The 15,124-nt window shown below is 61.6% G+C and carries 14 protein-coding genes and 1 pseudogene; 10 read left to right on the top strand and 5 right to left on the bottom strand.

The window, feature by feature from the left end:
• Nucleotides 1-43: 43 nt before the first annotated feature.
• The 5 genes and pseudogenes from P775_RS14580 to miaA form a co-directional block, all read right to left on the bottom strand.
• A pseudogene (locus tag P775_RS14580) lies at nucleotides 44-1,060 on the bottom strand (ABC transporter permease); the annotation flags it as partial.
• Between the two features lie 162 nt (nucleotides 1,061-1,222).
• Nucleotides 1,223-1,426: a hypothetical protein gene (locus P775_RS14575; protein ID WP_099911665.1), complete on the bottom strand. Its 204-nt coding sequence runs from the start codon at nucleotides 1,424-1,426 to the stop codon at nucleotides 1,223-1,225.
• Between the two features lie 147 nt (nucleotides 1,427-1,573).
• Nucleotides 1,574-3,265 carry an ABC transporter substrate-binding protein gene (locus P775_RS14570; RefSeq protein ID WP_099911664.1) on the bottom strand — a complete coding sequence of 564 codons (1,692 nt, stop codon included), beginning with the start codon at nucleotides 3,263-3,265 and terminating at the stop codon, nucleotides 1,574-1,576.
• 248 nt (nucleotides 3,266-3,513) lie between these two features.
• Complete coding sequence (locus P775_RS14565; RefSeq protein ID WP_099911663.1) at nucleotides 3,514-4,335, bottom strand: helix-turn-helix domain-containing protein; 822 nt, start codon at nucleotides 4,333-4,335, stop codon at nucleotides 3,514-3,516.
• Between the two features lie 32 nt (nucleotides 4,336-4,367).
• Nucleotides 4,368-5,285 carry a tRNA (adenosine(37)-N6)-dimethylallyltransferase MiaA gene (gene miaA / locus P775_RS14560; protein WP_099911662.1) on the bottom strand — a complete coding sequence of 306 codons (918 nt, stop codon included), beginning with the start codon at nucleotides 5,283-5,285 and terminating at the stop codon, nucleotides 4,368-4,370.
• A gap of 144 nt (nucleotides 5,286-5,429) precedes the next feature.
• On the opposite strand from miaA, the gene pyrH reads away from it, so the two are divergent.
• The 10 genes from pyrH (at nucleotide 5,430) to P775_RS14510 (ending at nucleotide 15,084) form a co-directional block, all read left to right on the top strand.
• Nucleotides 5,430-6,161: a UMP kinase gene (gene pyrH, locus P775_RS14555; protein ID WP_099911661.1), complete on the top strand. Its 732-nt coding sequence runs from the start codon at nucleotides 5,430-5,432 to the stop codon at nucleotides 6,159-6,161.
• Nucleotides 6,162-6,220: 59 nt separating this feature from the next.
• Nucleotides 6,221-6,589: a hypothetical protein gene (locus P775_RS14550; RefSeq protein WP_143520915.1), complete on the top strand. Its 369-nt coding sequence runs from the start codon at nucleotides 6,221-6,223 to the stop codon at nucleotides 6,587-6,589.
• Complete coding sequence (locus tag P775_RS14545; protein ID WP_099911659.1) at nucleotides 6,582-7,190, top strand: DedA family protein; 609 nt, start codon at nucleotides 6,582-6,584, stop codon at nucleotides 7,188-7,190. The genes P775_RS14550 and P775_RS14545 overlap by 8 nt, the downstream gene beginning before the upstream one ends.
• Nucleotides 7,191-7,288: 98 nt before the next feature.
• Complete coding sequence (gene frr, locus P775_RS14540; RefSeq protein ID WP_099911658.1) at nucleotides 7,289-7,855, top strand: ribosome recycling factor; 567 nt, start codon at nucleotides 7,289-7,291, stop codon at nucleotides 7,853-7,855.
• 28 nt (nucleotides 7,856-7,883) lie between these two features.
• Complete coding sequence (locus tag P775_RS14535; RefSeq protein ID WP_099911657.1) at nucleotides 7,884-8,609, top strand: undecaprenyl pyrophosphate synthase; 726 nt, start codon at nucleotides 7,884-7,886, stop codon at nucleotides 8,607-8,609.
• The gene (locus P775_RS14530; RefSeq protein ID WP_099911656.1) at nucleotides 8,606-9,394 is read left to right on the top strand and encodes a phosphatidate cytidylyltransferase; all 789 of its coding nucleotides are present in this window, start codon (nucleotides 8,606-8,608) and stop codon (nucleotides 9,392-9,394) included. The genes P775_RS14535 and P775_RS14530 overlap by 4 nt, the downstream gene beginning before the upstream one ends.
• Complete coding sequence (gene dxr, locus P775_RS14525; RefSeq protein ID WP_099911655.1) at nucleotides 9,391-10,557, top strand: 1-deoxy-D-xylulose-5-phosphate reductoisomerase; 1,167 nt, start codon at nucleotides 9,391-9,393, stop codon at nucleotides 10,555-10,557. The genes P775_RS14530 and dxr overlap by 4 nt, the downstream gene beginning before the upstream one ends.
• Before the next feature lie 11 nt (nucleotides 10,558-10,568).
• Nucleotides 10,569-11,912, top strand: a complete 1,344-nt coding sequence (gene rseP / locus P775_RS14520) for an RIP metalloprotease RseP (RefSeq protein WP_099911654.1) — start codon at nucleotides 10,569-10,571, stop codon at nucleotides 11,910-11,912.
• 236 nt (nucleotides 11,913-12,148) lie between these two features.
• On the top strand, nucleotides 12,149-14,494 hold the full coding sequence (gene bamA, locus P775_RS14515; protein ID WP_099911653.1) for an outer membrane protein assembly factor BamA: 2,346 nt from the start codon (nucleotides 12,149-12,151) through the stop codon (nucleotides 14,492-14,494).
• The gene (locus P775_RS14510; RefSeq protein ID WP_099911652.1) at nucleotides 14,494-15,084 is read left to right on the top strand and encodes an OmpH/Skp family outer membrane protein; all 591 of its coding nucleotides are present in this window, start codon (nucleotides 14,494-14,496) and stop codon (nucleotides 15,082-15,084) included. The genes bamA and P775_RS14510 overlap by 1 nt, the downstream gene beginning before the upstream one ends.
• Nucleotides 15,085-15,124 lie beyond the last annotated feature (40 nt).

The raw sequence follows: 15,124 nt of genomic DNA, 5'->3' as shown, positions 1-15,124 counted from the left end.
ATATCCCGGGGGGTCCGGGGGGCTGGCCCCCCGGTCCGGCGGCTCAGTCTTTCAGGCTACCTTCGTGCAGGCCATCCGCCAGCAGGATCAGGCCCAGCATCAGCGACAGCAGGGACACGGCGGACACCAGAGCGGGGTGCTGATAAATCGACAGCAGGCGCCGCCCGTCATTGATCGTCGTGCCCCAGCCCGGCGATTCGGGTAGCAGGCCAAAGCCGAAGAAGCCGAGCGTGCCTAGCAGGATCGTTGTGTAGCCGATGCGCAGGCAGCAATCGACGATCAGCGGGCCACGGGTGTTGGGCGGGATTTCCCACAGCATGATGTACCAGGGACCTTCGCCCCGGGTCTGGGCGGCGGCGACATAATCGCGGGTCCTGAGCTGGAGCGTCAGGCCTCGCACGATGCGGAACATTGTGGGCGCCTTGACGAAGACGACCGAGACAAAGACCACGAGGATGCCGCCCGGCACATCTAACAGATCGGCAAAGCCGAGGGGGATCTAGATGGGTGCGCCGCTTTGCGAGATCAGCGAGAGGTAGGGCCAGCCGAGGACGCTCAGCACATCGATCAGCATCGGCGTGCGAAGGTTTGTGCCGTGTGTGGTCGCGTGCGTTCAGCAGCACGGTGACAAAGGCCCGCGGGAACACCAACGCCACCATCGCCATGTTGTTCGGAATGCCGCTGGCGAGGATTTCGGGTATGACCAGCCGGACCACCTGAAAGGCGAGGATGAGGTCGGCAGCGCAGGCCCGCTCCGTTTCGAGCCGCCCGCCGAAGAAACCGGCCGCCATGTGCAGGGTGATGCCGACCATGAAGGTAAAGAGCGTCGCGAGCGGGGCGATCTGCACGACCTCCGAGGCACCCTTTACCATGCGGGAAAAAACATCGCGGGCGAGGTTGTCGCCGTCCAGCAGGTAATAAGGATAGACATCAAACGCCCCGGTGACGAGGTGCCGGGCGTTTTGTTCTTCATCGTGGGGACCTGTTGCAGCGCGTCATGGGGCACCACCAGATCGAGCGCGCCACAGAGGCCTGTAAAGAGCCAGAACATCAGCTTGGCCGTCAGGGCAAGGCGTGTAGCGATGATGAGGTTCGACGCCTTGCGTGAACACCTTCAAGCTCCCCCAGTTGCCCTGCAGGATGCCGCAGTAGCGGGCGGCCTGATCGACAGGCTGTCCGGGCAGAGCGCAGCGGGCATGGATTTCACCATCGGTGCTGGTGATCACGTGGCCGCGCACAAAACGCCCAGCCACTGGCCATATCTGGTGACGTTGGGGTCGAGATAGGCGCGGTTGCCAAGCCATGTGGCAACCTGTGCGTCAGTCATGCGCAAATTGCCCTGGCGTGTCGCGAGCTTTCCAAGGTTCGGAGTGATGTTGGTCAGGCAGAAGACGACAAAGGTCAGCGCCAACGCGGTCAGGAGCATGATCCAGAGCCGCCGAAATATGAACGGTCCTATAACCAGGGGTCAGTGTTCTGTTGAATGGCGCGGCGCTCTGGGCGCAGGGCGGCGCATCGGTGGTGATGCGCTGAGATGCAACAGGGCCGCAGCGTCCTGCGGCCCCGGAACCGGTCAGGCGGCAAAGCCCAGCTTGTAGGGGTGTATCTCAAAACTGGGGTGCATTTCGGCGCCGATCACGCCGGGGCGGAAATGCCGGAACAAAGAGCGCCAGTAAGGCTGAATGATCACCGCGTCGTCCTGCAGGATCTTTTCCACATCTGCCATCACCTCGCGGCGCTTGTCCGCATCGGCGATGGACATGGCGGCGTTCAGCTTTGCGTCGAATTCGGAATTGGCATACCCCGCCTCGTTCCATGGCTCGCCCGAGCGATAGGCCAGCGCCAGCACTTGCACGCCCAGCGGGCGGTGGACCCATTCGGTGACCGACAGGGGATATTTTGCCCAGTCGTTCCAGTAGCTCGATCCGGGCAGGACTGTGCGTTTGACGCTGATTCCGGCATCGCGCATCATGGCGGCCGCGGCATCGCCGGTGTTCTTGGTGAACCCGTCATCAAGCGTGATCAGCTCGTGTTCGAAATCGGCCATTCCGGCCGCTTGCAGCAGGGGGACAGCGCCTGAGGGATTCAGCTCGGTCGGGCCGATGTCGGCATATTCGGGATGGACGGGGGCAACGTGATGATTGTCAGCGGTGACGCCCAGACCCGCATAGCCGAGTTCCAGGCAGATCGCATTGTCGACAGACATCTGCAGCGCCTTGCGCACCCGCACGTCCGCATAGGGCGCGGTTTCGTTGACCAGCGTCTGCTGGTTGAAACGCACCACAACGGTGGAGCCGGTGATGACTTCGGATTTCTCCCACCCTATGGCATCTGCGATTTCGATGAATTCGTTGACGTTCTGGTAGAGCATGTCCACCTCGTCCGAGTCGATCGCGGCGATCCAGGCGGAGGGATCCGAGCCATAGTCGATATATTCAATCCGGTCGAGATAGGCGCCGCCGATGCCGTCGGCTGTCGCGCCCCACCAGTCATGACCGGTGTTCCGGACCAGCACGCCCTTGATCCCGACCTCAAGCGATTCGGGCAGGAAGGGGCCGGTGCCGATGGGGTTGGTGAGCATGGTTTCGGGGTCGTGGCTGGCATGGACAACCGCTGCGGGGTAGTCGGCCATGTTGACGATGATCGCGATGTCGGGGGCGGGCAGGGTGATCTTTACGGTCAGATCGTCGATCTTTTCCGCCGCGCCGTCGATGAGCTTGTTTGTGGTGGCGTCGATCAGGGTGGACATGCGCCCAGCCATGGAATTGCCCTCGACCGACTTGTCGCACCAGTAGTTCAGCATCCGCACCACATCATCGGCGTTAAACGGGTCGCCGTTGTTCCAGCTTACGCCGGGGCGCAGGTGCAGCGTGTATTCGGTGGCGTCGTCATTGGCGTCCCAGCTTTCGATCAGCATACCGCGCACGGTGCCGTCGCGGTTGTATTCGACCATGTATTCGAGCCAGCCCCGGGTGAAATTCGCAATCTCGGACCAGTCGGCGGTGCGCGGGTCCTTGAGTGCGCGCACATAGGTTTCAATGCGCAGCGTGCCGCCGTCCTGCACTTGCGGTGTGGCCTGTGCGGGGCTGCCAAGGCCGCCAAGCGCATAGGCGGCCGCAACGCTGAGGCCAAGTCCCGTGGTGCGGGTCAGGAATTCGCGGCGGTCGAGCTGGCCTGTCCTGAACTCTTCGGCATACATCTGCGCCGCAGGATGCACCTGCTGGCTGTCTGTCGGTTGGGTCACGGTGCTCTCCCTCTGAGACATTCAGTTCACTCGCACGCGGGTGTTGTGGGTGGCGCGCGATCTTTGCTCTGACTGGCCGCTGTTCCGATCGTTAGGGTTACATAGGACAATCTGCAGTTCCGGTACGGGTTTGGGCGGATGTTTGCACAAATCAGTGTCAAAAAGGGGCGTTTTCAATTGGAAACGGCCCTGTATGCTGGTTGGTCCGATCAGTCGCGAACCCTTTGGTGCTGTTGGCGCGCAAGTTTCGCGCGGCGATTGCGGTGTCTTCAGCGCGAGGCCGCGCCAATGCTATGCTCGCGCAGGGCGCTGGGGGTCTGGCCCGTGTGGGTCTGTATGAACCGGTCGAAATAGGCCGCGCTTTGAAAGCCAAGTTCGTGGGCCACATCCTGAATCGTCGGGTCCGGGGAAGAGAGCATTACGCGCGCCTCGTAGAGGCGGCGTTCGGTGAGGATTTCGGCGGCGGTCTTGCCACAGCAGTCGCGGCAGATCTGGCTCAGCTCTGTCGGCGCGATATTCAGCACCTCGGCATAATCGGCCATGGCGCGGTCGGCGCGAAAATCGCGCACAACGAGCGCGGAGAACTTCTGAACCAGACGCTGTTCAGCGGTGTCACTGGGCGTGTCGCTGTTGCCGCTGGCCAGTTGGCGGGCAAGCCAGACGGCAATGAGGCGCACATGCGCCTCTAGCGCGTCCTGAAGCAGCGGGCGTTCGCGCGACAACTCGCGCTGCATGGCCTCGACCTCGGACGTGAGTTCGGCCTGGGCAAGGCTGTCGCGGACGCGCAGATGCACCGGCGCTGTCGGCAGGCGGTCAGTCAGGCCCGGCGGGCTTTCGATCACCTGGGCAAAACCCTGCGGGCCAAGGTCGATGGCGAACAGGGTGCCTGCGGGCAAAAAGATCGCGTTATGGGTGCCGATGCCGCGGCGCACGCCGTTGATGATCACGCGACCCTGACCCCGGGTGATCCAGATCATCAGATCGCGCGGAAGATCGTGCAGACAGCTCACCCGCCAGGAGGCGCCTTGCGAAAACTGCGCAATGGACTGACAGCGGATGTCGCCTGCGTCGTGTGGCGCGCCCTGGTTCATGCGTGATGTCCTGAGAAAGGTGGGTCTTTGAGTCATGCTCTGGGCCTGTCCGGTGATATTCTGGTCCATGCGCCCATTCTGGCGCGAAACCAAGTCCGCTGTCGCTTTGCGAACTGGCGTGTGGCAATGGTTGAGCGGTCTATTGCCTGATCCAACGGCAACCTGCCTTGAAGATGGGCGATAAGTTCGGCCGCGCCGATGGCCTTGGCCGATGGCTGGGCCGGATCGAAATCGGGAAGATTGGCGCGGGCCTCGCTTAGGGCGCCCTGAGAGACCATCTGCGCGAAACGGGTCGCGATGCGGGTGTTCAGATCCTCTTTGGCCAAGTCGACCACGAAGGGTTGCGCGCGCTCGAGCGGCAGCAGCGGTGGTGGCGTGTCGTCCTGCCAGGCGGAAATCCCGCGCCCGGTCAGGGTCTGCACCTCCCAGGCGCGCTGCACGCGCATAGGGTTCTGGGTATCGATTCGCGACAGGGTGTCCGAATCAAGTTCGGCGCGCAGCGCATCCAGCCCGTGATCGCGCAGCAGCGCATCGGCGCGGGCGCGCAGATCGGGCGGGGTTGCTGGGATATCAGCCAGCCCGTCGGTCAGGGCGGTGAAATAAAGCCCGGTGCCACCGGTGATGATCACCCGTTGCGGGCCCTTCAGCAGCGGCGCCACATCGCGCAGCCAGGCGCCGACGGAATAGGGCAGATCGCCGCGGATGTGACCGTAGAGCGCGTGCGGGGCCTGTTTCTCCTCTTCCTCAGAGGGGCGGGCGGTCAGGATGCGCCAGTTGTCATAGACCTGAATCGCATCGGCATTCACGATGACGCCACCCTGTTCGCGCGCGATGCGCAGGGCCAGCGCGGATTTGCCACTCGCCGTGGCGCCCGCGATCAGGACCGGACGGTCCGGGTCCAGGCGGGACAGGTCGAGGGCGGCTGGCGGGGTCACTTCTGTGTCCTCCATTTTCCCTTGCGCGCCTCTGCTCTGGACACGTCAGATAGGGTTTTGCCTGTTTTGATGTCCAAGCTGCGGCGCGGCATTGCCCCGGAACCGGAATTGGGACATCTATGCCCCTGATCCTAAACCTGACACCCGACGGAGCGCAACATGGCCCAGACAGAGATTCCCGAGACGACCTTCAAACGCGTCATGCTGAAGATTTCCGGGGAGGCGCTGATGGGTCCCCAAGGGTTTGGTCTGCATCCGCCAACAGTCGAGCGGATCGCCCGCGAGGTGAAGTCCGTACATGATATGGGCGTTGAGATCTGCATGGTGATCGGTGGCGGCAACATCTTTCGCGGCCTTCAGGGCAGCGCGCAGGGAATGGAGCGGACCACCGCCGATTACATGGGGATGCTTGCCACGGTGATGAACGCGCTTGCCATGCAGGCGGCGCTGGAACAGCTTAACATCCACACCCGCACGATCAGCGCCATTCCGATGGATCAGGTCTGCGAGCCCTATATTCGCCGCCGCGCGGTGCGCCATCTTGAGAAAAAGCGTGTCTGCATCTTTGCCGCCGGCACGGGCAACCCCTATTTCACCACCGACACTGCTGCGACGCTGCGGGCCAATGAAATGACCTGTCAGGCGATCTTCAAGGGCACCAAGGTGGACGGCGTCTATGACAAGGACCCGATGAAACATGACGACGCCGTGCGCTATGAAACGGTGAGCTATGATGACTGCCTTGCCAAAAACCTCAAGGTGATGGACGCAACGGCCATTGCGCTTGCGCGGGACAACAAGCTGCCGATCATCGTCTTTTCGCTGGACGAGCCGGGCGGGTTCAAGGGCATCCTGGCAGGACAGGGGACCTATACGCGGGTGCAGGGCTAGATACCACGCCCCGATAAAAGGGCGAGGCTGGCAGGTAGAGGGCGGCGATGAAGCAGTTCATGAAACGACACGCCGTTCTGACCCTGGCCTTTGGTGTGGCGCTGAGCGTGACTGCGGTGTTTCTGGTGCGCCTGACCCTGTCGATGCTGCTCTGGTCCGATGCGGGGCTGCCCAACCGCCCGATCGAGGGCTGGATGACCCCGCGCTTTGTCGCAAAGCACTGGGATGTGACAAGGGAGGTCGTCATCGACGCTCTTGGCCCCATGCCGCAGGGCGGGGAACGGGCGGTCAGCTTGGCCACGATGGCCGAGCGGCAAGGGCGTGATCTGGACGAGATGATCACCGGGCTGAAGGCGGCGATCCGAGACGCCCGGGCCCAAGCGGACACCGGGATCAAGCCTGAGGCGGGGATCCTGCCAAATGACTGAGATGTTCCTTGGCTATGTGTCGGGCTACGGACTTCCTGTGATTTTTGTGGCGACATTCCTGTCCTGTCTTGCCATTCCGATCCCCACCTTTGCGGTCATGTTGTCCGGGGGCGCCTTTGCGGCCTCGGGTGATCTTGTGCTGTGGCAGGTGGTGCTGGCGGCGCTTTGCGGGGCGATCTCTGGGGATCAGCTGGGATTCCAGATCGGGCGCAGTGGCGGGCCTGCGGTGCTGGCGCGGCTGAGGCAGAACCCGAAACGCGCGAAGCTGCTGGAGCGGGCGCGTAAGGGGCTGGCGCGGTGGGGCGGGGTTGGTGTGTTCTTTTCAACCTGGATGGTGGCGATTCTGGGGCCGTGGATGAATCTGACGGCGGGCGCGGTCGGAATGTCCCGGACCCGGTTTACCGCCTGTGATGCTGCGGGCGAGGCGGTCTGGGTCACGATCTATGTCGTACTTGGGTATGTTTTTGGCGCGAACCTGGGCGAGCTGGTGGAAATTGTGAGTGACTGGGCGGGGTTGGTGACCTCGGCCGCGATCACGCTGGTGTTGGGTGCGGTCGTGCTTCAACGGATGCGTCGCAGGCATCTTGACGACATGGACTGAGCAGCCGGGTTTGATGGAAATGCACCCTCGGACTGTACTTGCGCTTTTGGGTGCTCTAAACCCCCTGAAAACGAAATTGCCAGAGAGTGACAGAGCAGATGGCCGATGACTTTGAACTTGATACCGATGACCTGAAACGCCGGATGGATGGCGCGATGGCGAACCTGCGCACCGAATTCGCATCTCTGCGGACAGGACGGGCCGCATCTTCGATGCTGGATCCCATCATGGTTGATGCTTATGGGTCGATGACCCCGATCAATCAGGTCGGCACGGTCAACGTGCCAGAAAGCCGGATGGTCACGATCAACGTCTGGGACAAGGCGATGGTCGGCAAGGTCGAAAAAGCGATCCGCAACAGCGGTCTGGGCATCAACCCGCAGCTGAACGGCACGATCATCATGCTCCCGATCCCCGAGCTGAACGAGGAACGCCGCCGCGAGCTGACCAAAGTTGCCGCGCAATATGCGGAAAGTGCGAGGGTTTCCGTGCGCAACCTGCGCCGCGATGGTATGGATCAGATAAAGAAGGCCAAGGTCGACAATTCACTGTCCGAGGATGATCAGAAATTCTGGGAATCCGCCGTGCAGGAACTGACCGACAGCTATACCGCCAAAGTGGACGAACTGCTTGAGAGCAAGCAAGCCGAGATCATGCAGGTCTGAATCGGTTCTGACCGAAAGGGGGGCCGTGATGGCCAAACCGATCCGCGAGGGCAATGGCCCCCGTCACGTCGCCGTCATCATGGATGGAAACGGTCGCTGGGCGCGTCAGCGTGGGCGACCGCGGCTGTTCGGGCATCACGCTGGGGCCAAGCGCATCCGCGAACTGGTCGAGGCCTGCCCCGATCTAGGGGTGCGCTATCTGACGATCTTTGCCTTTTCGACCGAAAACTGGAAGCGGACCCAGACCGAGGTTGCCGGTCTGATGAGCCTGTTTCGCCGCTATATCGCCAAGGAAACCCGCGCACTGTGCGAGGAAAATGTGCGTGTGCGGTTCATTGGGGACCGGGTGCGGCTGGATGCAAAGCTGATCCGCCTGATGGACGAGATGGAAACCTATACCGAACATTGCACCGGGGTGAACCTGACCATCGCGCTGAATTACGGCGGCCGGGACGAGGTGGCGCGTGCCACGCGGCGGCTGGCGCAGGATGTGGCGGCGGGCAAGCTGTGTCCTGACAGCGTGAATGAAGAAACCTTGCCAAAGTATCTGGATACCTATGTTTTACCCGACCCTGATCTGGTTATCCGCACCAGCGGAGAGGCGCGTATTTCCAACTTTCTTTTGTGGCAGTCGGCCTATGCGGAATATGAATTCGTCGATACGCTTTGGCCTGATTTCAGCGCCGAGGAATTTGGTATGCTGACCAAGGCTTATGGCGCGCGAGATCGACGTTACGGCGCGGTGAAGGCATGAGCAGTTCACGCTGGGACGATCTGATGCCGCGGCTTATTTCGGCCGTGACGATGGTGGCCATTGGCCTTCTTACGATCTGGCTGGGTGGGGTGTGGTTTCATGCGCTGACGGTTCTGATCTGCGCTGTCATGGTTTGGGAACTGGTCTGCATGCTGGATTCCAAGCGTAGCAAATCCTCGCTCGTGCTGGCGGTTGTCGCAGGATCAGCGCTGGCGCTGGCGATCGAGGTGCCTGTGGCCTTTGCGTTGCCGCTGATCATGGTGCCGTCGATGGTGGGTCTGGGCCGGATGGAGCGGGGCGGCGTCACCTATGCGGTGTTTACGGCAGCGATCATGCTGGCGGGCTATGGCCTCATGGGGCTGCGCGATGATTTCGGCCTGACCTGGATGGCCTGGCTGGTCATTGTTGTTGTGGTGACGGACGTCGCGGGATATTTTGCCGGTCGGCTGATCGGCGGGCCAAAGTTCTGGCCGCGCGTCAGCCCGAAAAAGACTTGGTCGGGCACGGCGGCGGGCTGGGTTGGTGCGGCGCTGGTCGGCCTGGCGTTTGCCACGCTGACCCCGGCAGGGCCGGGGTTGATGGGCATCAGCATAGCGGTCGCTATGGCGAGCCAGATCGGGGACATCGCCGAAAGCGCAATCAAGCGGCGCACCGGGGTAAAGGACAGTTCAAACCTTATCCCCGGGCATGGCGGATTGCTGGATCGCTTTGACGGGATGCTGGGTGCTGCGCTGTTCATCGTGATCGTGGGCCAGATGGTCGGGTTGCCGACGGGAACACCATGAAACGGGTTTCCATCTTTGGCGCGACCGGGTCCATTGGACAGAACACGATTGATCTGATTGCCCGCGCGCCGGAGGACTACCATGTAGTTGCGCTGAGCGGCGGCAGGAACGTCGCGCAACTGTCAGAAGATGCACGGAATTTGAGGGCCGAGGTGGCGGTGACCGCCTATGCGGACTGCTTGGACGATCTGCGCGTGGCCCTTGCTGGATCCGGGATCGAGGTTGCCGCAGGTGAGGCGGCACTGATCGAGGCGGCGGCGCGGCCTGCGGATTGGGTGATGTCGGCGATTGTCGGCGCGGCGGGGCTGGCGCCGGGGTTGATGGCGTTACAGCAGGGCGCGACGCTTGCACTGGCCAACAAGGAAAGCATGGTCTGTGCTGGGCCGCTGATGATGGCCACGGCCAAGGCCCATGGCGGCACGATCCTGCCGGTGGATTCCGAACATTCCGCAGTGTTTCAGGCGCTTGTGGGCGAGCGGATGGAGGATGTGGAGCGCATCATCCTGACTGCGAGCGGCGGTGCGTTCCGCGACTGGCCGATGGAGCAGCTGGCGCAGGCAACGCCGGAACAGGCGGCGACCCATCCCAACTGGGATATGGGCCAGCGCATCACCATAGATTCGGCGTCGATGTTCAATAAGGCTCTTGAACTGATTGAAACCCGTGAGTTTTTCCAGATCGACCCGGCCAAGATCGAAGCTGTGGTGCATCCGGAATCGCTGATCCATGCGCTGGTCGGGTTTCGCGACGGCGCGCTGATGGCCCATGTTGGGCCCAGCGACATGCGCCATGCCATCGGTTATGCGCTGCATCATCCCGAACGGCGCGATCTGCCGGTGGAACGGCTGGATCTGGTAAAGATCGGTGCGCTTACCTTTCGCGCCCCGGACGAGTTGCGCTGGCCCGCGCTGCGGCTGGCGCGTGAGGTGATGCAGGCGGGGGGACTTTGTGGTGCCGTGTTCAACGCGGCCAAGGAGGTGGCGATGGACGCCTTCATCGACAGGCGCATCGGGTTTTTGCAGATGGCGCAGGTGGTCGAAGAGGTGCTGAGCAGGCTTTCGGCCCATCCCGGTAACTTAGATGCAGCGATTTCCCTTGATAACGTAAGGCATGCGGACCATCTCGCTAGAGAAACCGCTGACGACTACATAACAAACGGATAAGGGCAGACGCTTTGGACATGACCACATTGATCCCGCAGTTCGGGGGCGTTCTGTGGACGCTGCTGGCTTTTGTCGTTGCCCTTTCGGTGATCGTGGCGATTCATGAATACGGCCATTACATCGTCGGGCGCTGGTCGGGCATTCATGCCGAAGTCTTCTCGCTGGGTTTTGGGCCGGTGCTGTTTTCGCGCGTGGACAAGCGCGGCACCCAATGGCAGTTCGCGCTGCTGCCCTTTGGCGGCTATGTGAAATTCAAGGGCGACAGCAATCCGTCTGGCGGCACAGATCAGGCCAAAATGTCGGCGCTTTCCAAGGAAGAGCGGCGCAGCACGATGAACGGGGCCCCGCTCTGGGCGCGCACGGCGACGGTTGCGGCGGGTCCGATGTTCAATTTTATGCTGTCTATTGTGGTCTTTACCGGCATTTTCCTGCTGCGCGGGGTGGTGTCTGAACCGCTGACGGTGGGTGAATTGCGCCCGCTGCCGGCGGTGCAGGAGCTGCAGATCGGCGATGAGATTGCCGCCATTGAAGGAAATGTGCCGCCCGCCTTTGACGATCCGGTGGCGTTCAGCAGCTTTCTGGACAATCTGCCGGTGCAGGAGCAGCTGACCTATACTGTGCTGCGCGACGGATCTGAACGGGATGTGACCGGCCCTTATGTCTATCCGCCGCTGGCCGGTCAGGTTGTGCCGCGCTCTGCCGCGAGCGACATCGGCATGCGGGCGGGGGATGTCATTCAAAGCATCAATGGCACACCGATCTTTGCCTTTGACCAGCTGCGTCAAGAGGTTGAAACCTCGGAAGGGGCGCCGCTGGATCTGAAGGTCTGGCGCGATGGGGAGGTTCTTGCCATGACCTTGACGCCCCGGTCGACGGATGAGCCGCAGGCGGACAACAGTTTCCGCAAGGTGTACCGCATCGGCATCGCCGGTGGGATCTTTTTTGAGCCGGCAACCGTGACGCCGGGGCCGTGGGATGCACTGACGGCGGCGGTCGGGCAGACCGGGACGATCATCGAAGGGTCGCTTTCCGGACTGTGGCATATGGTGACGGGCGCGATCAGCACCTGCAACCTGTCGGGGCCCATCGGCATTGCCGAAACCTCGGGCGCGATGGCGAGTGCCGGTACGGCCAGCTTTATCTGGTTCATTGCGGTGCTCAGCACGGCGGTGGGCCTGCTGAACCTGTTTCCTGTGCCGGTGCTGGACGGCGGGCATCTGTGCTTTTTCGCATTCGAGGCTGTGTCGGGACGTCCGCCCAGCGACCTTGCGCTGAAGGTTCTGATGTCGATCGGTCTGACACTGGTGCTGGGCCTGATGGTGTTTTCGCTGTCGAACGATATCTTCTGCCCCTGAGCCCTGAGCATTGAGTGACGCAAGGACATCGCGCCGCGCCCGTATCCACGGCCGCGGCGTTTTTCATGGGGCAATGCAGCCCTTTTCGAGCAGGTTTTCGGCGCGGGCGACTTTCAACGGCACGCAGCGTCGAAAACGACGGCACAAAGGCGCGAATTCCCTGTCAGAGGCTTTTGACAACTTTCGCCAATGCCGATACTCACGTCGCGAGTGGGATGTTTGAATGGAATGGCAGAATGACCGATAAACCGGCAGCGTTCGAGCGGCGCAAGCGCAACAGCAAGGCCCGCACACGGCAGATGGCCGGTGCACTCTCTGTTGCCTTGGCAGTAGGGTTCACGGCTTTGCCAGACACCGCGAGGGCGCAGTCCTACAGTTTTAGTAACGTGCAGGTCGAAGGCAACCAGCGCATCGAGCAGGGCACCATCCTGAGCTATGCTGGAATCGCCCGGGGTCAGAGTGTGTCCGCCGCAGAGCTGAACGATGCCTATCAGCGCATCCTTGCATCGGGTCTGTTCGAGACGGTCGATATCGTGCCGCAGGGCAACCAGCTGGTGATCCGTGTGGTTGAATTCCCGACGATCAATTCGATCGCGTTTGAAGGCAACAACCGGATCAATGACGATGCACTGAGCCAGATCGTGCAGTCGCAGTCGCGCCGCGTGTTCAACCCGCGCATCGCCGAGGCGGATGCCAAGCTGATCACCGAAGGCTATGTGCAGCAGGGCCGTCTGGCCGCGCGGGTGCAACCCAAGGTCATTCGCCGGTCAGACAACCGCGTCGATCTGGTGTTCGAGGTGTTCGAAGGCGGCGTGACCGAGGTGGAGCGCATCGGCTTTGTCGGCAATGAAAAGTATTCCGACCGGCGCCTGCGCCGCGTGCTGAACACCAAACAGGCGGGCATCTTCCGGGCGATCATCTCCTCCGATACCTTTGTCCAGGACCGGGTGCAGTTCGACCAGCAGGTGCTGAAGGATTTCTATTCCTCGCGCGGCTATGTCGATTTCCGCATCACAGGGGTGAATTCCGAGTTGAGCCAGGAACGCGACGGCTATTTCGTGACATTCAACGTCCAGGAAGGTCAGCAGTTCAAATTCGGTCAGGTCACAGTGTCGTCCGATCTGCCCGATGTGGATGTGGATGCGTTCCAGAATGAGATCAGCCTCAAAACCGGCAAGGTCTATTCCCCGGCGCAGGTCGATAACGAGATTGCCCGGCTGGAACGTCTGGCGATCCGAGAGGGGCTGAACTTTGTCCGCGTCGATCCGCGCGTCACCCGCAACGAACGCGATCTGTCGCTGAACATCGAATTCCAGCTGACCCGTGCGCCGCGCATCTTTGTCGAACGCATCGATATCGAAGGCAACACAACGACGCGGGACAACGTCATCCGCCGCCAGTTCAAGGTTGTGGAAGGGGACCCGTTCAACCCGCGCGAGATCCGCGAAAGCGCCGAGCGTATCCGCGCGCTGGGGTTCTTTACCACATCCGATGTCAATGCGCGCGAAGGATCAACGCCGCAACAGGTCATCGTGGATGTGAATGTCGAAGAGCAGCCTACAGGGTCGATCAGCTTTGGCGGCTCCTATTCATCGTCCAGCGGTTTCGGTCTGGCGATCGAATTCCGCGAGCGCAACTTCCTGGGCCGCGGGCAAGGCATCAGTCTGGGCTTCAACACGGCCTCGTCGTCCAAGTCATATACCTTCAGTTTTAACGAACCGGCTGTTCTGGGGCGCGATCTGGCGTTCGGTATTGGGCTTTCCTATACCGAGACCAACAACGACAACTCGGATTACGACACCACCATCGGCCGTTTTTCACCCTCGCTGACCTTTCCGATTTCAGAGAGTGGCAAGCTCGCGCTGCGCTATACCGCCAAGTATTCCGATATCACCAGCGCCAGTTCTGATGTTGGCGAGCTGGTCACGGCCGAAACGCTTGAAGGCGCGCGCTGGGACAGTTCCGTGGGTTATACGCTGAGTTATGACACCCGTCGCAGCGGGCTTGATCCGACCGCCGGTATTCTGCTGGAATTTGGGCAGGACTTTGGCGGGCTGGGCGGCGATACCAGCTTTGTGCGCACAAACGTACGCGCGGTCGCGCAAAAGATGGTGATGAGCGAAGAGGTCACCCTGCGTGCCACGCTTGAGGGCGGATCGATCAACTACGCAAATGGCGGCAGCCGCGTGACGGACCGTTTCTTTATGGGATCCTCGGTCATGCGCGGGTTCGAATCTGGTGGCATCGGCCCGCGTGAACGCAATTCAACGACTGATGTGGATGATGCGCTTGGCGGCAACCTGTTTGCCGTCGCGCGTTTTGAGGCGGAGTTCCCGGTGGGTCTGCCGGATGAATACGGCATTTCCGCCGGTGTTTACTATGACATCGGATCGCTTTGGGATCTGGACAAGGTCAATGCCGACGTCATCTACGATGACTTTTCGGCCCGTCAGGTTGTGGGTCTGTCGCTGTTCTGGGACACAGCCATTGGCCCGCTCCGGTTCAACTTCAGCCATGCGCTGGCGAAGGAAAAGTATGACAAGCCGCAGGAATTCGAACTGACCATCTCGTCCAGGTTCTGATGCCTGGTTGGGGGGGCCTTGCGCGTCTTGTGACGATCCTGTCGCTGCTGGCTTTGCCAGTGGCGACTTTTGCGCAGGAGCCTGTGTTCAACACGCCTTTGGTCACTGGAGAGTTGAGCAGCCCGATACTGACGCTGGAATCTGACAGACTTTATGCTGAAAGCGCCTTTGGGCGCCGGGTCCAGCAGGAGCTTGAGGCCATGCGCACTGACCTGGTTTCGGAGAACGAACGCATCACGGCGGAACTGACGGTCGAAGAGCAGAAGCTGACCGACAAGCGCCCGGGCATGGACCCTGCGGCGTTTCGTGCGCTGGCCGATGCCTTTGATGAAAAGGTTCAGTCCTTCCGGACGGCGCAGGACGATAAGGCCAAGACCCTTGACAGTTTCAACGAAGACGCGCGCCGGGTCTTCATTCAGGCCGCGCGGTCCGAGATTTTCGCCATCCTGCAAGAGACGGGCGCGGCCCTGATCGTGGAGCGGCGCATCGTGATCGTCAGCGCCGACGAGGTGGATATCACCGACACCGCAATACGCCGCATTGATGCTGCCATCGGGGACGGCAGCGATCTTATCCCGCCTCATCCCTGATCAGGAGCGGTCTGGCGAGACGCTTGCCCCCGGGGCGCTG

Source organism: Puniceibacterium antarcticum (assembly GCF_002760615.1).
Lineage (GTDB): Bacteria > Pseudomonadota > Alphaproteobacteria > Rhodobacterales > Rhodobacteraceae > Puniceibacterium > Puniceibacterium antarcticum.
This window is presented reverse-complemented; position numbering and strand designations above follow the sequence as displayed.